This is a genomic window from Macrococcus bovicus, assembly GCF_030376725.1.
GTDB classification, from domain to species: Bacteria; Bacillota; Bacilli; order Staphylococcales; family Staphylococcaceae; genus Macrococcus; species Macrococcus bovicus.
The window spans coordinates 1982743-2008508 of record NZ_CP128470.1; the positions used below are offsets into that span (position 1 = coordinate 1982743).

The 25766-nt window shown below is 45.8% G+C and carries 20 protein-coding genes, 9 tRNA genes and 4 rRNA genes; 3 read left to right on the forward strand and 30 right to left on the reverse strand.

The features are described 5' to 3' along the window. Positions 1-10: 10 nt before the first annotated feature. Positions 11-469 carry a CtsR family transcriptional regulator gene (locus QSV55_RS10805; RefSeq protein WP_133452237.1) on the reverse strand — a complete coding sequence of 153 codons (459 nt, stop codon included), beginning with the start codon at positions 467-469 and terminating at the stop codon, positions 11-13. Between the two features lie 159 nt (positions 470-628). Between QSV55_RS10805 and QSV55_RS10810 the strand changes: the two genes are divergently transcribed. Beyond that, positions 629-1849: a NupC/NupG family nucleoside CNT transporter gene (locus QSV55_RS10810; protein WP_289650176.1), complete on the forward strand. Its 1221-nt coding sequence runs from the start codon at positions 629-631 to the stop codon at positions 1847-1849. A 38-nt stretch (positions 1850-1887) separates the two neighbouring features. Here QSV55_RS10810 and QSV55_RS10815 read toward each other — a convergent pair whose 3' ends face one another. The 4 genes from QSV55_RS10815 to QSV55_RS10830 all read right to left on the reverse strand — a co-directional run bounded on the left by QSV55_RS10815 (position 1888) and on the right by QSV55_RS10830 (position 5549). Continuing rightward, positions 1888-2577, reverse strand: a complete 690-nt coding sequence (locus QSV55_RS10815) for a LutC/YkgG family protein (RefSeq protein ID WP_289650177.1) — start codon at positions 2575-2577, stop codon at positions 1888-1890. Continuing rightward, the gene (locus tag QSV55_RS10820) at positions 2577-4010 is read right to left on the reverse strand and encodes a LutB/LldF family L-lactate oxidation iron-sulfur protein (RefSeq protein ID WP_289650178.1); all 1434 of its coding nucleotides are present in this window, start codon (positions 4008-4010) and stop codon (positions 2577-2579) included. The genes QSV55_RS10815 and QSV55_RS10820 overlap by 1 nt, the downstream gene beginning before the upstream one ends. Then, positions 4007-4741, reverse strand: coding sequence for a (Fe-S)-binding protein (locus QSV55_RS10825; RefSeq protein WP_289651081.1), 735 nt, complete (start codon positions 4739-4741; stop codon positions 4007-4009). The genes QSV55_RS10820 and QSV55_RS10825 overlap by 4 nt, the downstream gene beginning before the upstream one ends. A 106-nt stretch (positions 4742-4847) precedes the next feature. Further along, on the reverse strand, positions 4848-5549 hold the full coding sequence (locus QSV55_RS10830) for a FadR/GntR family transcriptional regulator (RefSeq protein WP_289650179.1): 702 nt from the start codon (positions 5547-5549) through the stop codon (positions 4848-4850). Between the two features lie 187 nt (positions 5550-5736). Here QSV55_RS10830 and QSV55_RS10835 point away from each other — a divergent pair, with 187 nt between their 5' ends. Next, positions 5737-7002, forward strand: coding sequence for an MFS transporter (locus QSV55_RS10835; RefSeq protein WP_289650180.1), 1266 nt, complete (start codon positions 5737-5739; stop codon positions 7000-7002). A 33-nt stretch (positions 7003-7035) separates the two neighbouring features. On the opposite strand, the gene QSV55_RS10840 is transcribed toward QSV55_RS10835, so the two are convergent. The 3 genes from QSV55_RS10840 to pdxS all read right to left on the reverse strand — a co-directional run bounded on the left by QSV55_RS10840 (position 7036) and on the right by pdxS (position 9247). Further along, positions 7036-7689 carry a nitroreductase family protein gene (locus tag QSV55_RS10840; protein WP_289650181.1) on the reverse strand — a complete coding sequence of 218 codons (654 nt, stop codon included), beginning with the start codon at positions 7687-7689 and terminating at the stop codon, positions 7036-7038. A 102-nt stretch (positions 7690-7791) separates the two neighbouring features. After that, positions 7792-8358 carry a pyridoxal 5'-phosphate synthase glutaminase subunit PdxT gene (gene pdxT, locus QSV55_RS10845; RefSeq protein ID WP_289651082.1) on the reverse strand — a complete coding sequence of 189 codons (567 nt, stop codon included), beginning with the start codon at positions 8356-8358 and terminating at the stop codon, positions 7792-7794. A gap of 1 nt (position 8359) precedes the next feature. Then, on the reverse strand, positions 8360-9247 hold the full coding sequence (pdxS, locus tag QSV55_RS10850) for a pyridoxal 5'-phosphate synthase lyase subunit PdxS (protein ID WP_289650182.1): 888 nt from the start codon (positions 9245-9247) through the stop codon (positions 8360-8362). A 101-nt stretch (positions 9248-9348) separates the two neighbouring features. Between pdxS and pdxR the strand changes: the two genes are divergently transcribed. Next, positions 9349-10713, forward strand: a complete 1365-nt coding sequence (pdxR, locus tag QSV55_RS10855) for a MocR-like pyridoxine biosynthesis transcription factor PdxR (RefSeq protein ID WP_289650183.1) — start codon at positions 9349-9351, stop codon at positions 10711-10713. A 17-nt stretch (positions 10714-10730) separates the two neighbouring features. Here pdxR and rrf (QSV55_RS10860) read toward each other — a convergent pair. From rrf (QSV55_RS10860) to hpt, 22 genes are all read right to left on the reverse strand, one after another. Further along, positions 10731-10845 (reverse strand): 5S ribosomal RNA (rrf, locus tag QSV55_RS10860). An 80-nt stretch (positions 10846-10925) separates the two neighbouring features. Next, positions 10926-13847, reverse strand: a 23S ribosomal RNA gene (locus QSV55_RS10865). 138 nt (positions 13848-13985) lie between these two features. Then, a tRNA-Ile gene (locus QSV55_RS10870) sits at positions 13986-14062 on the reverse strand. Positions 14063-14150: 88 nt separating this feature from the next. Next, positions 14151-15703 (reverse strand): 16S ribosomal RNA (locus QSV55_RS10875). A gap of 163 nt (positions 15704-15866) precedes the next feature. Further along, positions 15867-15942, reverse strand: a tRNA-Ala gene (locus QSV55_RS10880). Between the two features lie 14 nt (positions 15943-15956). Further along, positions 15957-16030, reverse strand: a tRNA-Pro gene (locus QSV55_RS10885). Between the two features lie 10 nt (positions 16031-16040). Then, positions 16041-16117 (reverse strand) — tRNA-Arg (locus tag QSV55_RS10890). Between the two features lie 12 nt (positions 16118-16129). After that, positions 16130-16218 (reverse strand) — tRNA-Leu (locus tag QSV55_RS10895). A gap of 32 nt (positions 16219-16250) precedes the next feature. Continuing rightward, a tRNA-Gly gene (locus QSV55_RS10900) sits at positions 16251-16325 on the reverse strand. 11 nt (positions 16326-16336) lie between these two features. Continuing rightward, positions 16337-16412 (reverse strand) — tRNA-Lys (locus QSV55_RS10905). 5 nt (positions 16413-16417) lie between these two features. Next, a tRNA-Thr gene (locus tag QSV55_RS10910) sits at positions 16418-16493 on the reverse strand. Positions 16494-16503: 10 nt separating this feature from the next. Further along, positions 16504-16579: transfer RNA gene (locus QSV55_RS10915), tRNA-Val, on the reverse strand. Positions 16580-16590: 11 nt separating this feature from the next. Beyond that, positions 16591-16705: ribosomal RNA gene (gene rrf, locus QSV55_RS10920) — 5S ribosomal RNA — on the reverse strand. Together the 16S, 23S and 5S rRNA genes with 9 tRNA genes alongside form the textbook arrangement of a ribosomal RNA operon. A 215-nt stretch (positions 16706-16920) precedes the next feature. Further along, positions 16921-18408 (reverse strand): lysine--tRNA ligase, encoded by a 1488-nt coding sequence (gene lysS / locus QSV55_RS10925; protein WP_289650184.1) that lies wholly within the window; start codon positions 18406-18408, stop codon positions 16921-16923. Continuing rightward, a complete protein-coding gene (gene dusB, locus QSV55_RS10930; protein WP_133452612.1) occupies positions 18408-19409 on the reverse strand; it encodes a tRNA dihydrouridine synthase DusB in 1002 nt (333 codons plus the stop codon). Before dusB ends, lysS begins: the two co-directional genes overlap by 1 nt. A gap of 1 nt (position 19410) precedes the next feature. After that, complete coding sequence (gene folK, locus QSV55_RS10935) at positions 19411-19890, reverse strand: 2-amino-4-hydroxy-6-hydroxymethyldihydropteridine diphosphokinase (RefSeq protein ID WP_289650185.1); 480 nt, start codon at positions 19888-19890, stop codon at positions 19411-19413. A 4-nt stretch (positions 19891-19894) separates the two neighbouring features. Next, positions 19895-20254 carry a dihydroneopterin aldolase gene (folB, locus tag QSV55_RS10940; RefSeq protein WP_133452614.1) on the reverse strand — a complete coding sequence of 120 codons (360 nt, stop codon included), beginning with the start codon at positions 20252-20254 and terminating at the stop codon, positions 19895-19897. Then, positions 20244-21029 (reverse strand): dihydropteroate synthase, encoded by a 786-nt coding sequence (folP, locus tag QSV55_RS10945; protein ID WP_289650186.1) that lies wholly within the window; start codon positions 21027-21029, stop codon positions 20244-20246. The genes folB and folP overlap by 11 nt, the downstream gene beginning before the upstream one ends. 77 nt (positions 21030-21106) lie before the next feature. After that, positions 21107-22036, reverse strand: coding sequence for a cysteine synthase A (gene cysK, locus QSV55_RS10950; RefSeq protein ID WP_289650187.1), 930 nt, complete (start codon positions 22034-22036; stop codon positions 21107-21109). Between the two features lie 69 nt (positions 22037-22105). Then, positions 22106-22981, reverse strand: a complete 876-nt coding sequence (gene hslO / locus QSV55_RS10955) for an Hsp33 family molecular chaperone HslO (RefSeq protein WP_289650188.1) — start codon at positions 22979-22981, stop codon at positions 22106-22108. Positions 22982-23040: 59 nt separating this feature from the next. After that, positions 23041-25119: an ATP-dependent zinc metalloprotease FtsH gene (gene ftsH / locus QSV55_RS10960; protein WP_289650189.1), complete on the reverse strand. Its 2079-nt coding sequence runs from the start codon at positions 25117-25119 to the stop codon at positions 23041-23043. Positions 25120-25229: 110 nt separating this feature from the next. Next, the gene (gene hpt / locus QSV55_RS10965; protein WP_133452619.1) at positions 25230-25766 is read right to left on the reverse strand and encodes a hypoxanthine phosphoribosyltransferase; all 537 of its coding nucleotides are present in this window, start codon (positions 25764-25766) and stop codon (positions 25230-25232) included.

The window sequence follows — 25766 nt, forward strand, 5'->3', positions numbered from 1 at the left end:
TTGCACCTCGCTAATGATAACGAATAACTGTCAGGATATTCTGCAGAATATTCGCTCTGATATAATCTCTATATGGTACATCTACGTATAAGGTATCACGGTGAATCGTCGCGAGTAACAGACGTTTCTCACGGTCTGAAATCAAGTCATTCTGTGATAAAGCATCAATAATATGCTCTGCCTTCTGCTGACTGACATGCTGGCCGGTCATAGCACTCAAGTGGTCGATAAACGCCCCTTGATCATTGGACTCAATCTTCGTAATACGAATATAGCCGCCACCACCACGCTTACTCTCTATCTCATAGCCATGTTCACTTGTGAAACGGGTCTTGATAACATAATTGAGCTGCGACGGTACACAGTCAAATTTCTCGGCGATCTTTGAACGCTTTATTTCCACTGCATCCCCGCTTTGTTCAAGTAGCTGCTTTAAATACTGTTCGATAATGTCAGACATATTTTTCATGATTTCACCTCTTTTTGACCATCTTTGACTTTATTATAGGGACAATGCAGAATGAGTGCAAACAATTTGTCTCTCCTTTCTAAAAGAGGTACCGCTTTCATAATAAATGTAGTATGATATTTAATGATGTTTAGTTTATATATGAAAGAGAGGAATAACATGAATTATATTATCGGGGCGATAGGTATCGTCATCTTCCTGTTACTCGCATGGGCAATCAGTTCAGATAAGAAAAATGTCAGATGGCAATATATCGGTATTATGCTCGTCATCCAGTTTCTCCTGGCATTCTTACTGCTGAAGACACCAGGCGGAGTATGGCTGGTCAATAATCTTGCAACAGGCTTCGGATACTTATTAGGATATGCTGCTGAAGGGGTTAACTTTGTATTCCCTAACATGGTCAACCTGAACGACAAAGGTGAGGCTATGAATAACTTCTTTACTCAAGTCTTACTGCCTATCACTTTTATCTCTGCTTTAATCGGTATTTTACAGTATTTAAGAATTTTACCTTTTATCATTAAATATTTAGGGCTTGCGATCTCTAAAATCAACGGCATGGGGAAACTGGAGTCTTATAATGCGGTTGCGTCAGCCATCTTAGGGCAATCTGAGGTCTTCATCTCACTGAAGAAACAACTTCCTTATATCCCTAAACACCGTTTATATACATTAACGGCTTCAGCCATGTCGACTGTGTCACTTTCTATCGTCGGCGCTTATTTCACGATGATTAAACCAGAATACGTCGTAACAGCAATCGTCTTAAATTTATTCGGTGGTTTTATCGTCGCTTCTATCATCAATCCATACCGTGTATCAGATGAGGAAGAAAACAATGTCATCATGACTGAAAATGAACATAAACAGTCATTCTTCGAGATGTTGGGTGAATACATCTTGGATGGCTTCAAAGTTGCAGTGATAGTAGGTGCCATGCTGATCGGTTATATCGCTTTGATTGCCATGTTAAACGGTATTGTCGATGCATTTACACCAGGGAAAGTCAACTTCCAGACTTTACTCGGGTATGTCTTTGCACCTCTTGCATTCTTAACAGGTATCTCCTGGGATGATGCGGTACGTGCAGGCTCAATTATGGCCACTAAACTCGTATCTAACGAGTTTGTCGCGATGCTGGATGTTCAAAATATCGTCAATAATAAAACAGGTGAGTTATCTGAACGTGCCATTGGTATCGTTTCAGTCTTCTTAGTCTCATTTGCCAACTTCTCATCTATCGGGATTATCGCGGGTGCGATTAAATCACTGAATGATAAGCAAGGTGACGTTGTCGCTCGTTTCGGTCTTAAGTTACTCTACGGTGCGACGCTTGTCTCATTCATCTCTGCGACTATCGCAGGCTTCTTCCTGTAATAAAAAAGCTTCGAAATCAATTGATTTCGAAGCTTTTTTTAGTAGTCTTCTACGATGATATAAGTCGCTTTGATCGGCCCGTGGACACCGACCACCAGCTTCATTTCAATATCTGCAGAATTGGACGGACCCGTGATCAAGTTGATGCATGTCGGAAAATCTGCATCGTTGTTTCTCTGGTCAATCTGCTCTGCTGCCTGTGTAAACCGTGGGACTATTGTCGACTTCGGAATAATCGCTATATATGTAGCCGGCAGCAGGCTGACACTGCGCCCCTTCCCTTTATCTGCGTACAGCACTACTGTCGCACTTTCAGCAAGTGTCACATCACTGAAGGTGATACCGATATTGGCGCGTTCTGCAACTTCGATATTCTCCGCACCTTTTGTCTCATCCCAGATGAAAGTATCATACTTTTTTAAATCAATATTTAGTTCATCAAAACGAGGATCGTTCCAGGCGATGACTTCTCCACCGCCATATGTGGCAATCACACGTGCGAGCACCTCATTCACTTCAATTGAACGGGTCTCGATGATATCTGTATGGATGGCAATGCTGTGCTGTTTCATCACCTCTACCAGCTCATCCTGTGATAAGTCCGCTAATGTCTTATCCTGCGGTCTGAACTGCCAGGCCGGCTTGGTCACCTGTGCGGGCATAGGTCTTGATAAGTTCTGGCTGATATTCTTAAGAAATCGCTCTTTATTGTAAATAGTTCCTGTCATTAATCCTTACCTCTTTTCAACCGGTTTTTCATCCAGTCTCTGAAGTTCTCATCATCAGGCATCGGGAAATCTCTCGTATCCGTCCAGGCATGGAGCGGTCTCGGCCCTTTTGTAATCATATGCACTTCCTTATTCTCAAATGGAGACATCAAGGATGGCGCCATCTTTGTACCGTACTTGAAAAGTGTCGCCTGCGACGCCCCTACTCCGAATCCTTTCATGACAAGACGTTCAGCCATTGGCGTCATCTTCTTTTCCTCGGCGATCACCTGGCGATGCTTCAGCAGTAAATCATGGAGCGGAATCTTCACGGGACAGGCTTCTGTACAGGCGCCGCATAACGTTGAAGCGTACGGCAGCTCACTGTATTCCTCGTATCCGCCGAGTAGCGGAGACAAGACAGCGCCTACCGGTCCCGGATAGATGGAACCGTACGAATGACCGCCGACCTGACGGTACACCGGACAGACATTGACGCAGGCCGCACAGCGGATGCACTGCAGAATAGACTGAAACTGTGTCCCCAGTATTTTGGAGCGACCGTTATCTACGATGACCAGATGAAACTCCTCCGGCCCGTCAATCTCATCTTCAGCACGCGGGCCCGTAAGCGTCGTCACGTAGCTCGTCAGCCTCTGCCCGACGGCACTTCTTGTCAGCATAGAGACCAGCACCTCCATCTCACTATGGCTCGGCACGATGCGTTCCATCCCCATGACTGTAATCTGCGTCTTCGGTAATGTCGTCACCAGGCGCGCATTTCCTTCGTTTGTCACAAGTGTAAATGAACCGCTCTCAGCGACCGCGAAGTTACAGCCTGTGATGCCGACATCTGCACTTAAGAACTCCTCACGCAGCTTCTGGCGTGCAAAGAGCGCTAAATCTTCCGGCTGGGAGGTGCGGTCATAGCCTAGCTTGTCATGGAAGACAGCCTGAATCTGTTCCTTATTTTTATGAAGTGCAGGCGCCACAATATGAGAAGGCGGATCGTGATCATCAACCTGCAGAATATACTCCCCAAGGTCAGTCTCAACGACTGAACAGCCGACTGCTTCCATCGCCTGGTTCAGTCCGATCTCTTCAGTGACCATTGATTTTGACTTAGCGACCTTCTTGGCATTTTTGTCTTTCAGCACTTGCTGGACATATTCATTTGCTTCTTCAGCCGTTTCTGCAAAAAAGACATGTCCCCCACGCTTACTGACGTTCTCTGCCAGCATATTAAGATAATAGTCCAGATTTGCGAGGGTGTGCTGACGAATCTCCTCGGAGTGGCTGCGCCATTCCTCCCAGTTCCCGAGCTCTTCCTGTGCCTTCAGCTTACGCTCACGCAGACGGTCCTGTGCACTCGATACTGCACCACGCATAAACGTATCTTTAAGTTCTGTCTTGACCGCTTTTTTGAATGTCTCCTCACCAATTTTCATGCTCATAATGTGACCGCCTCCACTTGATTATTGAGAATCTCAACAATGTGGACCACCTTAACATCTGCGCCGCGTCGTTTCAGCCTGCCAGAGATGTTCATCAGACAGCTGGCGTCACCGCCGACCAAATAATCTGCGCCACTCTCTAGGATACAGTCCACTTTCTCATCAACCATCTCGCCGGATACGTCGTGCATCTTAACTGCAAACGTGCCGCCGAAACCACAGCAGTTATAGTATTGGGGCAGCTCAACCACTTCCAGTCCTTCTACTTCAGCAAGTAATTTCTTCGGTGCTGTCACATTACCGAGCAGCCTCGTCATATGACATGATGGATGCATCGTAGCCTTACCCGTCAACTTCGCCCCGACATTTGTGATCCCCAGGACCTCAACAATAAACTGTGTGATTTCATAGGATTTATCTGCTAGACGCTGTGCCCGCAGCTGCCATGCCGCATCGTCTTCAAATAAGTGCGGATAATGTTTGAACATTGTAATACAAGAACCTGACGGACTCACGACAACTTCCGAGTTCTCAAATGCCTTGATCATATTTTTAGCTGCCTTTTTGGCATCCTGAACGTAGCCGGAGTTATAGGCAGGTTGCCCGCAGCAGACCTGGGAACCAGGAAAATCGACTTCACAGCCCAGTTTTTCAAGCAATTCTACCGTCGCAATTCCTACTTTTTTCTCAAACACATCTACAAGACATGTACTAAACAAACTCACTTTCATCATAACCACCCTTTCTCCTCTCTGTGCCCAACAGAGTTTATAGTCATCAGATGACCATATGATTATGAATACAAGTTTATGTCACCTAACGTTTTTTTGCAACCGCTTAATCGATATTTAAATGAGCGATCAATACCTGCTCGACTTCTTCAAGGTGCGCAATCATATACTTCGCCGCTTTGTCACTATCTCTTTCAGCAATCGCTTCGTAGATTTCACGATGCTCGTGATATAAGCGTTCAATCGTTTTTGCCTGGGTATAAAGCCAGATTTTCCGTGTTTCCTTCATCGTGGTTTTCATGACATCTGACACGTCAGATAGAAGCTTTTTCAGTAAACTGTTATTGGTGGCTTCAGCAATCGCCATATGAAATTCGAGATCACTCATTTCACCGAGTTCATTCTCTGAAATGGCCTGCTTCATTTTAAGCAGTGCTGCCTGAATATTCTTCAGCTGCTCATCCGTATGCTGAATAGCTGCTATTTTGACGGCACCGACTTCAATCATCTTTCTGACTTCTAACAGTTCCTCAATATCTTTCTTCTTAAAGATCGCCATCTCCACTGTAAATGCTTTAGGGCTGCTGGCCTTTACAAATGTCCCTTCACCATGTCTGATATCCACCAGTCCCATGACTCTTAAAGCATTTAATGCCTCTCTGATAGATGCCGGCCCTACGCCATACTCACTGGCAAGACTCTGAATAGAAGGCAGTTTCTCTCCCTCTACAAGTTGCCCCGATCTAATATTGTCACTGATAATATCGGCAATTTCTTCATACAACTTCTTCTTCTCGATACGTCCCAAGTCATCTTCCTCCATAATAGTTATAGTTGTATTATAGCAAATGCAGCCCTCTGGCTATGAAATGAGAGAACGAAATCTGAAGTATAGAATATTCAGAAAATAAATTGTTGAAAGCGTTTTTTTGATATGATAATATAGAGAAGCAACTCAACCGGTCATCTGATGACTATATGTTCAAGGGGGATATATGAAAACAAAACCAACTAAAATTCGCTGGTATTTTATGTTTGCGTTCTTTATCATCGGCGTTATCGCCTATATGGATCGCTCTAACATCTCAATTATTGCCGGCCCTATGATGGAAGACTTAAACATGAATAAAACCCAGTTCGGGTTACTCGCATCATTCTTTTCTTTAGGTTACGCCTTGATGCAGGTACCTGCAGGTATCATGGCTGAAAAATTCGGTCCTAAGAAAATGTTGACCATCGCTCTCGTCTGGTGGAGCGCCTTTACCATTCTGACGGGGCTTGTCAAGCACCATGGACTTCTGTATGCGATTCGTTTCTTATTCGGTGTAGGTGAAGGGCCTATGTATCCTTCTAATGCAGTATTCAATACATACTGGTTCCGCAAGACAGAAAAAGGCCGTGCTTCAAGTGCGCTCCTCGCCGGCAGTTATTTCGGTCCTGTCTTAGCACCTTTTGTCACGATTGCCATTACACAGGCGTTCGGGTGGCAGGCTGTCTTTGTTATTTTCGGACTCATCGGTATATTAATCGCTCTGCTCTGGGCAGTGATTGCCAAAGATCTGCCTGAACACCATAAATGGGTCAACGAGGCTGAAAGAGAACTCATTATGGCAGAACGTGATACAGTTGACACTAACAAAACAAGTGCACCTTGGCGGAAGTTTTTCGGGCGTTTCAGTTTTTACGCTATTGCCGCGCAGTATTTTGTTGTACAGTTTGTTATTGCGCTGTTCTTGATATGGCTGCCGACTTACCTGGCAGAAGAGTATCATGTTCAACTGAAAGATATGGGTACATTTGCCGCTGTTCCTTGGCTTGCAATGTTCATTCTGATTCTATCGGGTGGCACCATTTCAGATAAGATTATTTCCAGCGGCTATTCTAAGTTTGCCGGGCGTGGCATCATCGCGATCATAGGCTTTGCTGTCTTCTGCGGCGCACTTTACTTCTCGTTAATGGCTAAAGATGTCCATATCGCTATCATCTGGTTCTCACTTTCTTTAGGTGGAATCGGTTTATCAATGGGGATGAGCTGGGCAGCAGCCACTGACCTTGGAAGAAACTTCTCAGGCACTGTGTCAGGCTGGATGAATTTATGGGGTAATATCGGCGCACTCATCAGTCCGATTCTGTGTGGATTTCTGGCTGATCAGATTGGCTGGACCAATACGCTCATGCTGACGATTATCCCGGTGATCTTCGCCATCATCATGTGGTTTTTTGTCAAACCGGATCAGCCTCTTCTTACAGAGGAAAAATAAAAGCTCAAAGAGGGCCAGTCCCTCTTTGAGCTTTTATTGTCCAATTATACCTTCAGCGTTTCCTCCGTTAAAGGCAACAATCTCCTCTATTTCATGACGGCTGCTATCATGCGGCGCTTTCACACCTTTACCAATCGCAATGAACATGACCGGTACATACCGTTCTTTATTGATACTTAAAGCATCCAGCACTTCATCACGTTCAAAACCACCGATTGGATTCGTATCATAGCCATGATCCTTGGCGATCAGCATCAGCTGCATAGCGGCTAGGTTGGCATCCATCATCCCTTGTATCTGAAGTGCTTCAGCAGGTGCCTGTGAGAATAATTCTTTCATATAAGCCACATTGGTTTTCATGACATCCTCAGGCATATAGCCCAGTTCAACATTTTTGCCATAAATCTTTTCGAGATCTTCTGCATGTCTATTATCTGATAATACGAGAATAAATGCAGCACTTGTCTCTAGCTGACGAGTATTGAAACGCACTAAATCTTTGATGCTGGCTTTCGCTTCATCAGATTCAACAACAACGAAGCGCCATGGCTGTAGATTAACGGATGATGGTGCTTCTGCGGCAAGTTTAATCATTTCGAGCATTTCTTCGTGCGGAATTTTGACGTTCGGATCGAATTCCTTGACTGATTTTCTCGCTTTGATTGCTTCTGTAAGTGTCAGATTCATTATATAAAACTCCTTTAAATATAATGTCACATTATATCACCATTCAGACTAAAAATCCTGCTAGCTGTTTGCAAAAAAGCCACCGGCCTATGCCGGTGACTTCTATTTGTTTTGAGCAGCCATCTCTTCGATGAAATATTTCATAATCTTGATGTCATCTGTCAGCTCTGGATGAAATGAAATACCTAAATATTTACCCTGTCTCACCGCTACCATCTTATCTTCTACTTCACTTAAGATTTCTACCCCATCACCTACTGAGACGATGTGCGGTGCACGGATGAAGACCGCGTTGACCTGCTCTTCTATGCCCTTTACATCAAGCTCTGCTTCAAAGCTGTCCACTTGTCTGCCGAAAGAATTACGGCGGACTTTGATATCCATTTTCTTTAGATGCCCTTCTTCATAGCCTTCTATTTCATCAGCGAGAAGAATTAGACCGGCACAAGTGCCATACATCGGCAGTTCACTTTCCCGTAAGGCTGACGTAAAACCATAGAGGTCCATCAGACGGCGCATCGTTGTTGATTCCCCGCCTGGCAGCACAAGGCCATCAAGCTCTTTCAGCTGTTCGACGTGCTTAACCGGAATCCCTTCATGCCCATTCAGTTCGATATGCTTCAGGTGCTCACGAACAGCACCCTGCAGCGCGAGTACACCGATTTTCATCTTACCAGCCACGTTCCTGCATTCTTTCTTCAAGTGAAAGAGAATTGATATCTAAGCCTTTCATCGCTGCGCCTAATTCCTTAGACAGCTTACCGATCAGTTCATAGTCCTGATAGTGTGTAGTGGCTTGGACGATTGCTTTAGCATATTTCTCCGGAGATTCTGATTTGAAGATACCAGAACCAACGAAGACGCCGTCCGCGCCCAGCTCCATCATCAGCGCAGCATCAGCTGGTGTGGCAACGCCGCCTGCAGCGAAATTCACAACCGGTAACTTGCCGAGTGTCTTAATTTCTTTTAAGACTTCATAAGGGGCACCCAGTAATTTTGCTTCTGTCATAATCTCATCATCATTCATCACTGATAATTTACGAACTTGTGCATTCACTTTACGTAAGTGACGCACAGCTTCTACGATATTACCTGTCCCCGGTTCACCTTTAGTACGGAGCATTGCTGCGCCTTCACCTATACGACGAGCTGCTTCACCTAGATCACGGCAGCCACAGACGAATGGCACTGTGAATTCATCTTTCTTTAAATGGAACTCTTCATCAGCAGGTGTTAATACTTCAGATTCATCGATATAATCCACACCCATCGCTTCTAGTACACGTGCTTCAGTGATATGACCGATACGACCTTTAGCCATAACCGGTATAGAAACAGCATTCATCACTTCTTCAACGATACGTGGATCTGCCATACGGGCAACGCCACCCGCTTTACGGATATCGCTTGGCACACGTTCTAAAGCCATAACCGCCACAGCACCCGCTGCTTCAGCCAGTTTAGCCTGTTCCGCGTTGACAACGTCCATGATGACGCCACCTTTTTGCATTTCTGCCATGCCACGTTTTACTTTATCTGAACCTAAGATCTTAGACATTTGCTACACTCCTTCAAATTCATTTCACCTATTAATGTAGCGAATAAACTGATATTATAAAAGTATCAGTTTTAATAAAAATTAAGGGGTCAGTTTATCATATGGAAATGCTTACCTATAAATTTACAGAAGATACTTTTCTTTATCAGCAGCTCTATCAGTTTATTAAACAGGATATTCTCTCAGGCAAACTGATACAGAATGATAAGCTGCCATCGAAGCGTAAGTTAAGTCAGCATCTCAACTTAAGCGGGACAACCATAGAAATCGCCTATCAGCAGCTGCTCGATGAAGGATTTATTTATTCGAAGCCAAAAGTAGGTTATTTTGTGGAGATGATCGAAACCCTGAATAGTGCACCAGAGAATAAAATAGCAGAGCAGCCACCTGAAAAGAAGATGGCGCGACCTTCATTTAAAATAGAAGACAGTCATCACTCTGATTTCCCTCATCATCTTTTCAGAAAATACGCTAAAGAAGCCTTTGAAGTCGAGATGAATGAACTGCTGGACCGGGGACATCCTCAAGGTGAATATGCATTAAGAGAGCAAATACGACGTTATCTTTACCACTCGCGAGGCGTCAACTGCCAGAATGAGCAGATTATTATCGGGAGTTCAACTGAACAATTATTTACGCTTGTGACACGTTTACTGCCGGAAGCCACATATCAAGTCGAAGATCCCGGTTATCCTCTCATCCGTAAAGTGCTGAAATACGAGAACAGACCCTTCTTACCTGTTAAAGTGGATGCTGAGGGTATCGTAGTCGAGGCACTGCATCCAATAACCGATGTGGTCCATGTAACACCCAGTCACCAGTTTCCAACAGGTGCCGTACTGTCAGCCAGAAGAAGGACAGAACTACTGAAATGGGCTATGACACAAGACAGATATATTATAGAAGATGACTATGACAGTGAATTCAGATATAGGGGCCAACCGCTGAAAGCACTGCAAGGACTCGATACACATCAGAAAGTCATCTATATGAGTACATTTTCAAAATCAATTTACCCTAGTATTCGTGTGGCTTATCTTGTACTCCCTGAACCCCTGCTCAGGAGATATCATGAACTCAGACACAAACCTAATATTACAGTGCCTAGACACATCCAATATATCATCACTCGTTTCATGCAGTCAGGCGAATTTGAACGCAATATCAATAGGACAAGAAAAGTTTATAAGAAAAAACTGGATGCTGTTTTAGCAGCGCTTAAACCATTTCAGGAGGACATAACAATCAGCGGGGAACAAGCAGGGATGCACTGTGTGATTAACTTCCATTACCCTCTCATCAAACCTGATGATATTGAAGTGAGCTTAATCAGCGACTATGCTGAACAGAATCAGCAAATATATGAACACCAGCTTATTTTAGGTTACGGTGGATTGGAAGACAGTTCCATTAGAACTGATATAAAGAATCTAATGCATAAATTAATACAAAAAAAAGAGACCTGACAGGTCTCTTTCTATTTGCCCGGCAACGTCCTACTCTCGCGGAACGTAAGTCCAACTACCATCGGCGCTAGAGAGCTTAACTTCTGTGTTCGGTATGGGAACAGGTGTGACCTCTCTGCCATCATCACCAGACAGGGTGAGAATATTGTACTCTCAAAACTAGATAAGCAAGGAAGAAGAAACCAGGCAAAGCCGGCCAAAAAATCTGATAATTGATTAAGTCTTCGATCGATTAGTATTCGTCAGCTCCACACATTACTGCGCTTCCACCTCGAACCTATTGACCTCATCATCTTTGAGGGATCTTATAACCGAAGTTGGGAAATCTCATCTTGAGGGGGGCTTCATGCTTAGATGCTTTCAGCACTTATCCCGTCCATACATAGCTACCCAGCTATGCCGCTGGCGCGACAACTGGTACACCAGAGGTATGTCCATCCCGGTCCTCTCGTACTAAGGACAGCTCCTCTCAAATTTCCTACGCCCACGACGGATAGGGACCGAACTGTCTCACGACGTTCTGAACCCAGCTCGCGTACCGCTTTAATGGGCGAACAGCCCAACCCTTGGGACCGACTACAGCCCCAGGATGCGATGAGCCGACATCGAGGTGCCAAACCTCCCCGTCGATGTGAACTCTTGGGGGAGATAAGCCTGTTATCCCCGGGGTAGCTTTTATCCGTTGAGCGATGGCCCTTCCATGCGGAACCACCGGATCACTAAGTCCGTCTTTCGACCCTGCTCGACTTGTAGGTCTCGCAGTCAAGCTCCCTTGTGCCTTTACACTCTGCGAATGATTTCCAACCATTCTGAGGGAACCTTTGAGCGCCTCCGTTACTCTTTAGGAGGCGACCGCCCCAGTCAAACTGCCCGCCTGACACTGTCTCCCGCCACGATAAGTGGCGCGGGTTAGAAAGTCAACACAGCCAGGGTAGTATCCCACCAGCGCCTCCACGTAAGCTGACGCTCACGCTTCAAAGGCTCCTACCTATCCTGTACAAGCTGTGCCGAATTTCAATATCAGGCTGCAGTAAAGCTCCACGGGGTCTTTCCGTCCTGTCGCGGGTAACCTGCATCTTCACAGGTACTATGATTTCACCGAGTCTCTCGTTGAGACAGTGCCCAAATCGTTACGCCTTTCGTGCGGGTCGGAACTTACCCGACAAGGAATTTCGCTACCTTAGGACCGTTATAGTTACGGCCGCCGTTTACTGGGGCTTCAATTCGTAGCTTCGCAGATGCTAACCACTCCTTTTAACCTTCCAGCACCGGGCAGGCGTCAGCCCCTATACGTCACCTTACGGTTTTGCAGAGACCTGTGTTTTTGATAAACAGTCGCTTGGGCCTATTCACTGCGGCTCTTCAGGGCTTGCACCCTAAAAAGCACCCCTTCTCCCGAAGTTACGGGGTCATTTTGCCGAGTTCCTTAACGAGAGTTCGCTCGCTCACCTTAGAATTCTCATCTTGACTACCTGTGTCGGTTTGCGGTACGGGCACCTGATCTCTAACTAGAGGCTTTTCTTGGCAGTGTGAAATCGACGACTTCGCTACTTAATTTCGCTCCGCATCACATCCTGACCTTAAGAGTACCGGATTTGCCTGATACTCAGTCTCAATGCTTGCACGTACATAACCAACAGTACGATCGCCTATCCTTCTGCGTCCCCCCATCGTTCAAACAATCTCAGGTGGTACAGGAATATCTACCTGTTATCCATCGCCTACGCCTGTCGGCCTCGGCTTAGGTCCCGACTAACCCAGAGCGGACGAGCCTTCCTCTGGAAACCTTAGTCAATCGGTGGACGGGATTCTCACCCGTCTTTCGCTACTCACTCCGGCATTCTCACTTCCAAGCGCTCCACATGTCCTTACGGTCATGCTTCGACGCCCTTGGAACGCTCTCCTACCATTGTCCTAAGGACAATCCACAGCTTCGGTAATATGTTTAGCCCCGGTACATTTTCGGCGCAGCGTCACTCGACTAGTGAGCTATTACGCACTCTTTAAATGATGGCTGCTTCTAAGCCAACATCCTAGTTGTCTGGGCAACGCCACATCCTTTTCCACTTAACATATATTTTGGGACCTTAGCTGGTGGTCTGGGCTGTTTCCCTCTCGACTACGGACCTTATCACCCGCAGTCTGACTCCCGCACTAAATTATCTGGCATTCGGAGTTTGTCTGAATTCGGTAACCCGAGGGGGGCCCCTAGTCCAAACAGTGCTCTACCTCCAGTAATCATCATGCGAGGCTAGCCCTAAAGCTATTTCGGAGAGAACCAGCTATCTCCAGGTTCGATTGGAATTTCTCCGCTACCCACACCTCATCCGCTCACTTTTCAACGTAAGTCGGTTCGGTCCTCCATTCAGTGTTACCTGAACTTCAACCTGGACATGGGTAGATCACCTGGTTTCGGGTCTACGTCCTGATACTCATTCGCCCTGTTCAGACTCGCTTTCGCTGCGGCTCCGCATCCACTGCTTAACCTTGCATCAAAACGTAACTCGCCGGATCATTCTACAAAAGGCACGCCATCACCCATTAACGGGCTCTGACTACTTGTAAGCACACGGTTTCAGGTTCTATTTCACTCCCCTTCCGGGGTGCTTTTCACCTTTCCCTCACGGTACTGGTTCACTATCGGTCACTAGAGAGTATTTAGCCTTGGGAGATGGTCCTCCCGGATTCCGACGGAATTCCACGTGTTCCGCCGTACTCAGGATCCACTCAGGAGGGAACGACTTTTCGACTACAGGACCTTTACCTTCTCTGGTTGACTTTTCCAAAGTCATTCGTCTAAATCGTTCCTTTGTAACTCCGTATAGAGTGTCCTACAACCCCAGGATGCAAGCATCCTGGTTTGGGCTCTTCCCGTTTCGCTCGCCGCTACTCAGGGAATCGAGTTTTCTTTCTCTTCCTCCGGGTACTTAGATGTTTCAGTTCTCCGGGTGTGCCTTCTCATATGCTATGTATTCACATATGGATAGCATGACATGACTCATGCTGGGTTTCCCCATTCGGAAATCTCTGGATCAGTGCTTACTTACAGCTCCCCAGAGCATATCGTCGTTAGTAACGTCCTTCTTCGGCTTCTAGTGCCAAGGCATCCACCGTGCGCCCTTAATAACTTAATCTGTTATTAATAATGTGATGTCTGTATGAATACAGACGCGCGATTTTTTTGAGAATTCAATCAATGAACTCACTCGGTTTTGCTTGGTAAAATCTTTTTCTTCTTGCTTTATCTAGTTTTCAAAGTACAATTTTTTAAATGGTGGGCCTAAATGGACTCGAACCATCGACCTCACGCTTATCAGGCGTGCGCTCTAACCAGCTGAGCTATAGGCCCATTTGAATGAATGAACATTCAAAACTGAATACAATATGTCAGACGCTATTCCGAAGGAATTAAGATTCCTTTTCCGTATTATCCTTAGAAAGGAGGTGATCCAGCCGCACCTTCCGATACGGCTACCTTGTTACGACTTCACCCCAATCATCTGTCCCACCTTCGACGGCTAGCTCCTGTAAAGGTTACTCCACCGGCTTCGGGTGTTACAAACTCTCGTGGTGTGACGGGCGGTGTGTACAAGACCCGGGAACGTATTCACCGTAGCATGCTGATCTACGATTACTAGCGATTCCAGCTTCATGTAGTCGAGTTGCAGACTACAATCCGAACTGAGAATGGTTTTATGGGATTTGCTTGACCTCGCGGTTTTGCTGCCCTTTGTACCATCCATTGTAGCACGTGTGTAGCCCAAATCATAAGGGGCATGATGATTTGACGTCATCCCCACCTTCCTCCGGTTTGTCACCGGCAGTCTCTCTAGAGTGCCCAACTGAATGATGGCAACTAAAGATAAGGGTTGCGCTCGTTGCGGGACTTAACCCAACATCTCACGACACGAGCTGACGACAACCATGCACCACCTGTCACTCTGTCCCCCGAAGGGGAACGCTCTGTCTCCAGAGTTGTCAGAGGATGTCAAGATTTGGTAAGGTTCTTCGCGTTGCTTCGAATTAAACCACATGCTCCACCGCTTGTGCGGGTCCCCGTCAATTCCTTTGAGTTTCAGTCTTGCGACCGTACTCCCCAGGCGGAGTGCTTAATGCGTTAGCTGCAGCACTGAGGGGCGGAAACCCCCCAACACTTAGCACTCATCGTTTACGGCGTGGACTACCAGGGTATCTAATCCTGTTTGATCCCCACGCTTTCGCACCTCAGCGTCAGTTACAGACCAGAGAGCCGCCTTCGCCACTGGTGTTCCTCCATATCTCTGCGCATTTCACCGCTACACATGGAATTCCACTCTCCTCTTCTGCACTCAAGTCTCCCAGTTTCCAATGACCCTCCCCGGTTGAGCCGGGGGCTTTCACATCAGACTTAAGAAACCGCCTACGCGCGCTTTACGCCCAATAATTCCGGATAACGCTTGCCACCTACGTATTACCGCGGCTGCTGGCACGTAGTTAGCCGTGGCTTTCTGGTAAGGTACCGTCAAGGTACGTTCAGTTACTAACGTACTTGTTCTTCCCTTACAACAGAGTTTTACGATCCGAAGACCTTCTTCACTCACGCGGCGTTGCTCCGTCAGACTTTCGTCCATTGCGGAAGATTCCCTACTGCTGCCTCCCGTAGGAGTCTGGGCCGTGTCTCAGTCCCAGTGTGGCCGATCACCCTCTCAGGTCGGCTACGCATCGTCGCCTTGGTGAGCCGTTACCTCACCAACTAGCTAATGCGCCGCGGGTCCATCTGTAAGTGACAGCAAAACCGTCTTTCACTATTCCACCATGAGGTGGAAAATATTATCCGGTATTAGCTCCGGTTTCCCGAAGTTATCCCAGTCTTACAGGTAGGTTACCCACGTGTTACTCACCCGTCCGCCGCTGACTTCAGAGGTGCAAGCACCTCGTCTGTCCGCTCGACTTGCATGTATTAGGCACGCCGCCAGCGTTCATCCTGAGCCAGGATCAAACTCTCCATAAAAGTGTTTGATAAAGCTCTCTGATTGGTTAAGCCAATCACTCTTTAACATTGTACAAACTCGGCTACGCGAGTTTGCAAATGCGACTAGCGATTAAAATCGCAGTCTTATTTGGAATTAACGTTGACATATTGTCATTCAGTTTTCAATGTTCATTTAAATAAATGGTGGAGACTAGCGGGATCGAACCGCTGACCTCCTGCGTGCAAAGCAGGCGCTCTCCCAGCTGAGCTAAGCCCCCATATATTTAGTAAGTCGGGAAGACAGGATTCGAACCTGCGACCCCTTGGTCCCAAACCAAGTGCTCTACCAAGCTGAGCTACTTCCCGTAGCTATAAATGGCGCGCCCGAGAGGAGTCGAACCCCTAACCTTTTGATCCGTAGTCAAACGCTCTATCCAATTGAGCTACGGGCGCTGAATATTTGAATGGTGCCGAGGACCGGAATCGAACCGGTACGGTAATCACTTACCGCAGGATTTTAAGTCCTGTGCGTCTGCCAGTTCCGCCACCCCGGCAATTTATATGAATGGATTGTTGTAAGAAATAATGGAGCGGAAGACGGGATTCGAACCCGCGACCCCAACCTTGGCAAGGTTGTATTCTACCACTGAACTACTTCCGCAAAATCATGAATGGTGAGCCATAGAGGATTCGAACCTCTGACCCTTTGATTAAAAGTCAAATGCTCTACCAACTGAGCTAATGGCTCTAACATGGTGCCGGAAAAAGGACTTGAACCCTCAACCTACTGATTACAAGTCAGTTGCTCTACCAGTTGAGCTATTCCGGCATAATAGAAATGGTGGAGGATGACGGGATCGAACCGCCGACCCTCTGCTTGTAAGGCAGATGCTCTCCCAGCTGAGCTAATCCTCCAGATGAATCCTGTCCGGCAACGTCCTACTCTCGCGGAACGTAAGTCCAACTACCATCGGCGCTAGAGAGCTTAACTTCTGTGTTCGGTATGGGAACAGGTGTGACCTCTCTGCCATCGTCACCAGGCAAAATTCAGTACTTAATGAATTATACTTGCTTTTTCTCACTAAATCAACAGTAAATTTTACACCGTTTTAACAAAATTAATTTTGTCTTTACAAGCTTTAATTTCCTGTCTCAAGCGACTTTTTTATATTACATAATTTCAAAACTAAAGTCAACACATTCTTCTACTTTTTTCAAAAAAAATACTGCCGCAGATGCGGCAGTGATGAAATAGACTATTTCTGTCTCATGTAAGGGAACAGCAGGACGTCACGGATAGACGCTGAGTCTGTAAGCAGCATGACTAAACGATCGATGCCGATGCCCAGTCCACCTGTAGGCGGCATGCCGTATTCAAGTGCCTCAATGAAATCGTGATCCATTTCATGTGCTTCGTCGTTACCTTCTTCTTTCTCCACCATCTGAGCTTCAAAACGCTGACGTTGATCAACAGGGTCATTAAGCTCTGTAAAGGCGTTGGCATGCTCACGACGTACAATGAACAGCTCGAAACGATCCGTAAAGCGTTTATCTTCTTTGTTCTGTTTTGCGAGTGGCGAGATTTCTACAGGATGACCATAAATGAAGGTAGGCTGAACCAGTTCCTCTTCTACTTTCTGCTCGAAGAACTCATTCAGAATATGACCATATTTCATGTTCGGCTTCACTTCAATGCCATGCTCTTTCGCTAATTGATGTGCTTCTTCATCAGATTTCACCTCATAGAAGTCGACACCTGTATATTCTTTAACCGCATCCACCATATGCCATCTCCGCCATTTCGGTGCAAGGTTGATTTCCTCTCCACCGTAAGAAACAGTCGTTGAACCTGTCACTTTCTCTGCAAGATAAGCGATCAGTTCTTCTGTCAGGTCCATGATGTCATTGTAATCGGCATATGCTTCATATAGTTCGATCATTGTGAACTCTGGATTATGACGAGTAGAGACCCCTTCATTACGGAAAACACGACCGATTTCATAGACTTTCTCCAGTCCACCGACAATCAGGCGCTTCAGATGGAGCTCAATTGCAATACGCATATAAAGCGTCATATCTAAGGCATTATGGTGCGTCACGAAAGGCCGTGCGGCTGCTCCACCGGCGATGGCATGCATCATCGGTGTCTCCACTTCGAGGAAGCCTTTCTGATTCAGATAATTACGCATCTCTTGTATGATACGACTGCGTGTAATGAATGTCTGGGTAGATTCGTCGCTTGTAATTAAGTCCAGATAACGTTGACGATAACGTTGTTCCACATCCTGCAGGCCATGGAATTTATCCGGCAGTGGACGCAAAGCCTTAGACAGCATCGTGAAGTTTTGTGCTTTAACAGACAGTTCGCCTGTATTCGTTTTGAACATAACTCCTTCGATTCCGACAATATCTCCTAAGTCTGCGTTGTTCCACAGTTCAAACTGCTCATCTCCTACTGCATCCTTACGGACATAAATCTGAATCTGGCCCGAGAGATCTTTAATATGCGCGAATCCCGCTTTACCTTTACCACGCTTAGTCATGATACGACCGGCAATCGCTACTTTTGATTCTTCTTCTTTGTCATGGAGCTCCTCTTTTGAGAATGCATCCCATGCTTCAGTCAGACTGACCGCATTTCCTGTCCGTTCAAATTTCTGTCCGAATGGATCAATACCTAAATCCATGAGATCCTGCATTTTCTGGCGACGCACCAGCATCTGGTCGTTTAATTCTTCAGTCATTATGACACTCCTTCTGCTACTTTAGTTTCTTCTAGCACTTGTTGTTCGAATGTTCTTAGTATATCAACTAATTCATCGCGTGTCTCGGCCGCGTTAATCAGTTTACGCGCTTTACCGTTGCCTTTAATTCCTTTTAAATACCAGGATGCATGTTTACGCATCTCCATCACAGCAACTTTCTCACCTTTCAGGTGGATCAGACGGTCTAGATGCAGCACAGCAACATCCATCTTCTCCGAGATAGAAGGTTCTGGTTTCAATTCACCTGTTTCGAGATAATGGACCGTCCGGTAGATCATCCACGGATTACCTAACGCTTCACGCCCGATCATCACTGCATCCACCCCTGTCTCCTCCAGCATCTGCTTGGCTTTTTCAGGTGATGTGACATCCCCGTTGCCAATGACAGGAATCGATACCGCTTCCTTAACCTGCTTGATCACACTCCAGTCCGCATGACCTTCATACATCTGAACGCGGGTGCGGCCATGGACCGCTATTGCTGCCGCTCCAGCTTTTTCTATCATTTTAGCATTTTCAACCGCATAGATATGGTCATCATCCCAGCCGATCCGCATCTTCACTGTCACCGGTTTATTGACGGCCTCTACGACAGCTGAAACCATCTCATAGATTTTAGGCGGATCCAGTAACCAGCGTGCACCAGCCTCACACTTGATGATCTTGGAGACAGGACAGCCCATGTTGATGTCAATGATATCTGCTGTCGTATTCTGGTCCACATATTTCGCCGCTTCTACCAGGGTTTCCTTCTCGCCCCCAAAGATCTGCAGCGATAACGGGCGTTCATTCTCATCGATGTAGAGCATTTTCATCGTCTTCTCGTTATTGAATAGAATCGCTTTATCGCTGACCATTTCCGCACAGACAAGTCCTGCACCGAATTCTTTCACTGTCAGGCGGAATGCCGCATTACAGACACCCGCCATCGGAGCGAGCACCACTTTATTATTAATTTCTATATCGCCTATTTTCCACATATTATAGCCTCACTTCTGTTTTCCTTACTTCTTTATCTTCCTGGACAAGTTCTTTAATTAGTTTTTTTGTTTTAGGATGGACCGCTTCCGGTGCTATCTCTGCCAAGGGAATCAGCACGAAACTCCGTTCCAGCATATAAGGGTGCGGAACTTTCAAGTCTTCTGTCTCAATGATATCGTCATCAATCATCAGAATATCCAGATCAATCGTTCGCGGCCCCCAGTGTATTTTTCTTACACGGTTCAGCTGCCTCTCGATTGATTGACACATCCCCAGCACTTCCTCCGGCGTCTGGTCACTTTCCAGTTCTACACAAATATTATAAAAATCATCTTGTTCAACCCCACCGACCGGCGCAGTTTCATATACCGATGATACTTTTTTAACCTGTGCTTGTTCGCGGAGCAGACGGACAGCATCAGTCAGCTGTTGTCTCCGGTCTCCGATATTGCTGCCAAGACTCAAGTAAATAGTAGACATTATACTACCTCACACGATGGATTTCAACACCGACTCCGTCATAATGACCTGCAATCGGAGGATTCTGTTTTGTAATCTTAATGGTCGCCTCTTCCAGACGGTCATACTGTCTGAAAAGTGTGCGGACTATTCTTTCTGCGACATGTTCAAGAAGTTTAGAAGGTGTCTGCATTTCTTTTTCAATCAGATGAAATACTTCTCCGTAATTGATGGTGGTCTCAAGATCATCTGTTGCCCCTGCTTCCTGCAGATCGAGGGAAAGAACGGCATCGACAATGAAGATCTGCCCCAGCTTATTCTCTTCATCAAAAACACCATGATAACTATAAAACTTCATCCCATTCAGGAATATCTTATCCATTATAGATACCTCGCAGTCTATCTGTCACTCTGGCAACTTTCTCGTTCATCGCCACATTATGCACGCGGACTGCCTCAACACCCTGCATGATGCCCCATGCTGTTGTCGCTGCGGTTCCTTCATCCCGTTGATGAGCAGGCAGCCCGTCATCCAGCAGCTCTTTCACCATCCGTTTACGGCTCGTAGCGAGCAGCACTTTATAACCCAGGCTGCACAGTTCATCAAGCCGGCGCATCGTTTCGATTTCCTGCTGTCTTGTCTTAGCAAAGCCGATGCCGGGATCAAGCCAGATGTTATCTTCTTTGATACCTGCATCTAATGCCAGATCGACTTGCAGCATTAAATCGTCAATGATCGTTTCCATGATATCATCTGTTTCAACGAGCTGTTCTGCATTATGCATCAGGAAAATACCTGCATCATACTGGGCGACCACATCAAAGATAGCGGGATCATATTTTCCGGCCCACTGATCATTGATAAAATCTGCACCTTCTTTAAGAACCGCTTCTGCGACTTCACTTCTGTAAGTATCGACTGAAATCAGCACGTCATAAGGCCGGATCGCCTTGACCACTTCTACGACACGGTCCAGCTCTTCTTCTACTGAAATCTCCTCAAAGCCTGGTCTTGTTGAGATGCCCCCTATGTCGACAATATCCACGCCCTCTGCTATCATTTCCTCGACACGCATCACTGCTTTTTCCACACTGTTATATTGTCCGCCGTCCGAGAAAGAATCAGGTGTCACATTCAATATTCCCATTATTAAAGTCATCGTCTCACCCTCCATAATGCATCAATTATAACAAATAAAGCGGACTATCTTATAGAAGATAGTCCGAAATTCAATAATTAATGATACTCAGCATAGAGCGGTGTAGATAAATAACGTTCCCCATTACTTGGCAGAATCGCTACAACGTTTTTACCGGCCCCGAGTTCCTGTGCCTTCTTGATCGCTGCATGAATCGCTGCCCCAGACGAGATACCGCCAAGAATACCTTCTTCACGTGCGACCCGTCTGCTCATTTCCATCGCTTCGTCATTGCCAACCTGGATCACTGACTGATACATCTCTGTATCAAGCGTCTTCGGTACAAAACCTGCACCGATACCTTGAATTTTATGAGGGCCTGGCTGGCCGCCGCTTAAGACCGGAGAATCAACAGGCTCAACCGCCACAATTTCAACACTTGGATGATTGTCTTTGATAACTGAACCGGCGCCTGACAATGTACCGCCTGTTCCTACCCCGCTGATGAAGGCATCGATAGACAGCCCTTCCATAGCTGCCACAATTTCTGGACCCGTCGTGCGTTTGTGCACTTCTGGATTGGCCATATTCTCAAATTGCTGTGGCATAAAATAGCCTTCTGCCTCTTGCAGTTCGTTCGCTTTGGCGATTGCCCCTTTCATCCCTTCGACACCAGGCGTGAGCACAAGCTCAGCTCCGTATGCCCGAAGCAAGGTACGTCGTTCCTGGCTCATTGTGTCAGGCATCACTAAGACAGCTTTGTAGCCTTTAGCTGCTGCCACCATAGCAAGGCCTATTCCCGTGTTACCAGAAGTCGGTTCAATGATTGTATCTCCTGCTTTTAGCTGTCCGGCTGCTTCTGCTGCTTCAATCATTGCCAGCGCAATGCGATCTTTCACCGATGAACCTGGGTTCTGATATTCGAGTTTCACATAGATATCTGCTGCGCCTTCAGGAACCACTCTGTTCAACTTCACTAAAGGTGTATTGCCGATGATCTCAGTAATATTATTGACACGTTTGCTCATTTATTCCACCTCAACACATAGTATAGTTATCGGATTAAGTGTAACATTTTGCATTCGGTCTGGGTAGTTTTACGCTTCTTTCAATGCTTCCAGTTCTTCAACACTAAAATAATATTTCTCACGGCAGAAATGACATTCGACTTCTGCGCCGCCATCTTCTTTAATCATATTGTCGATTTCTGCATTACCCAGCCCTTTGATGACTGTACTGAACTTCTCCTTGCCGCAGTTACATTTAAATTCGACATCCATACGGTCAATGATACGGATATTATCCTCACCAAGCACCTCTTCAAGCACTTGTTCAGGTGACAATCCCTTATCTATCAGTTTAGAGACTGGCTCCATTGTGGCTAAGTGCTGCTCGATGGCACTGATGGTCTCTTCTGATGCACCCGGCATCAACTGGATGATAAATCCACCCGCTGCTTTTATAGTGTTATCAGGATTGACAAGAACACCTAGACCTACTGCAGAAGGCACCTGTTCACTTGTCGCAAAGTAATAAGTGAAATCTTCGCCAAGTTCGCCGGAGACAATCGGTGTAGAACCCGTGAAAAAGTCACGCATACCAATATCTTTAACGACATTCAGAGAGCCTGCTGTGCCGACTGCACGTGCCACATCCAGTTTCCCGTGCTCATTCAGATCAAAGTGGGTCTGCGGGTTTGTTACGTAGCCACGGACTTCCCCTTTACCATTTGCATCGACGATAATCTGACCGATCGGGCCGCCTCCGTTGATCGTGATTGTCAGTTTTTCTTCATTCTTCAGCATAGACCCCATCATCAGTCCTGCTGTCATCGAACGACCTAACGCCGCAGAAGCTGTCGGCCATGTATAGTGTTTATCCTGTGCAACTTGTACAGTCTGAGTTGAACGTACGCTGAATGCTCGAACTTCATCATTGAACGCAAGCGCTCTTACTAAATAATCCTGTGTCATAATCATTCTCCTTTAAAAAATCCCTTTCATCTTGCAATGAAGAGGAAAGGGATTGATATTTAAAATTTGTCTTTATCTAAACGATCCACATTAGGTTCTGGCTCGTTGTCGTTTTCGTCTCTCACTTCGCCGCCATTTTCCAGTTCACGTTTAACTTCTTCATAAGAAGAGCCGACCTTATCATCCTCAGATGTCTGTGCATCGACATCTTTCACTATCACACGTTCATCCGTGGTATGGTTTTTAACACGATTTTCATCGATGTGATAAAGATGAGAGTCATCATAGTTCACTTCCGGAAGCGTTCCTTGATGGAATAAGCTATCGATCTGATTCGCGACTAATGTCTCTTCAACCAGTAATGTTTTAGCAATCAAATCAAGCTGAGCACGGTGCTCTGTTAAAATCTGCTTACAACGCTCATAAGATTCTTTGATGATGCGTTGTACTTCAAGATCGATTTCATAGGCAATCTGGTCTGAGTAGTTAGGTTCATGGCCCATGTCACGCCCTAAGAACACTTCACCTTCACTCGTACCGAATTGCAGAGGGCCGAGCTTATCACTCATACCATATTCAGTCACCATTTTACGTGCAATACCTGTGGCACGCTGGAAGTCGTTATGGGCTCCTGTCGATACTTCACCGAATGTAATCTCTTCTGCGACACGTCCACCCAGTAAACCGACAATCTTATCGAGAAGTTCAGGTTTTGTCATGAAGTAGCGATCTTGTTTCGGTAACATCATCGCGTACCCACCGGCCTGGCCTCGAGGCACGATCGTCACTTTATGGACCATCTCTGCTTCATCAAGTACTTTACCGATGACTGTGTGACCCGCTTCATGCCATGCGACAATATGACGTTCTTTTTCTGAGATGACACGTGATTTCTTAGCTGGACCAGCAATTACGCGGTCTGTCGCCTCATCGATATCACGCATGTCAATTTTCGTTTTACCTTGACGAGCTGCCACAAGCGCCGCTTCATTCAGTAAGTTTTCCAGATCTGCGCCTGAGAAACCTGGTGTACGCTGACTAAGCGCTTTAATATCGACTGTTTCATCAAGCGGTTTGTTGCGCGCATGAACCTTAAGTACCGCTTCACGGCCTTTAACATCTGGACGTCCAACTTGAATCTGTCTGTCGAAACGACCTGGACGCAGTAAGGCTGGATCCAGAATATCCGGTCTGTTTGTTGCGGCAATCATAATGATACCTTCATTTTCACCGAAACCATCCATTTCAACCAGTAACTGGTTCAGTGTCTGTTCACGTTCATCGTGACCTCCACCGACACCGGCACCACGCTGACGGCCGACCGCATCAATTTCATCGATGAAAATAATACAAGGTGCATTCTTTTTCGCATTCTCGAATAAGTCACGGACACGGCTCGCACCGACGCCGACGAACATTTCTACGAAGTCAGATCCACTGATAGAGAAGAACGGGACGCCTGCTTCACCTGCAACAGCACGTGCAAGTAAAGTTTTACCTGTACCTGGAGGCCCGACTAACAGAACCCCTTTAGGAATACGGGCACCCATTTTCTTGAACTTGCGGTTGTCTTTTAAGAAATCAACAATCTCAACCAGTTCCTGTTTCTCTTCATCTGCACCTGCAACGTCTGTAAAACGAACTTTTTTCTTTTTGTCGTCGTACAGTTTTGCTTTAGATTTACCGAAGTTCATCACACGGCCACCGCCGCCGCCACCTTGTGACTGTGATAAAAAGAAAATAAAGAAGAAAGCTAATAATAAAAGAGGCAGTAATGTTGATATTAAGCCTAAGAAGGCATTATCTTTATCTGCTGGCTTAATATTAAATTCCATTTTTCCTTTATTGGACTCTGCTATATCGGTAATATGCTTTAAGTCCGCTTCATTGTTATAAAGAACCACTGATGTAAATGATTCATTGTCCTTGGCATCCTTCAACTTACCATTGACTAAATAGACGCCTTGTTCAGGTTGTAATGTTAATTCTTCAACATTCCCCTTTTCAAGTTCAGTCATTAATTTAGTGTATGTGATAGGTTTTGGCAGGGCGCCATTACCGTTAATCCATGAGAAAACCCCAAAAATGACGATGCCGAATAAGGCAACCATCAAGACGTTACGCAAGGCTTTTTGCATTCACATTATCCTCCTACTTATTTGTAAAGCTAGATGAAATTTTAACATATTTTGATAGTAACTCTCTACTAATTACACTTGAAATATCAAAAATAGTCAAACTATCAAAATCAGTTGTAAACTTCTTCTTTTAATAAGCCGATGTAGGGCAGGTTACGATATTTTTCCTGGTAATCCAGTCCGTATCCTACAACAAAGTCATCCGGAATTTTTTCGCCGACATATTTGGCTTCAATCGCTACTTTTCGACGAGAAGGTTTATCTAATAATGTCACGATTTCAATTGAGTTCGCTTTACGATAGCTTAAGAGATCAATGATCGCATTTAACGTAGTGCCTGTTTCCAGAATGTCCTCAATAATGATGACATCGCGACCTTCAACAGATGTGCTTAAGTCTTTCAGGATCTTCACTTCACCTGTTGACTCTGTACCACCGTGATAGCTTGATACATCCATGAAATCAATCTCGACATGTGTATCAATTTTTTTGATTAGATCTGTCATGAACAGGACAGATCCTTTTAAAATACCTACACACAGCGGGACTGTATGTCTGTAATCTTCTGTCAGTTGCTGGCCTAATCTTTCACAGGCTGCCTGAATTTGTTCCTCTGTCAATACAATACTTCCGATATCATTATGCAT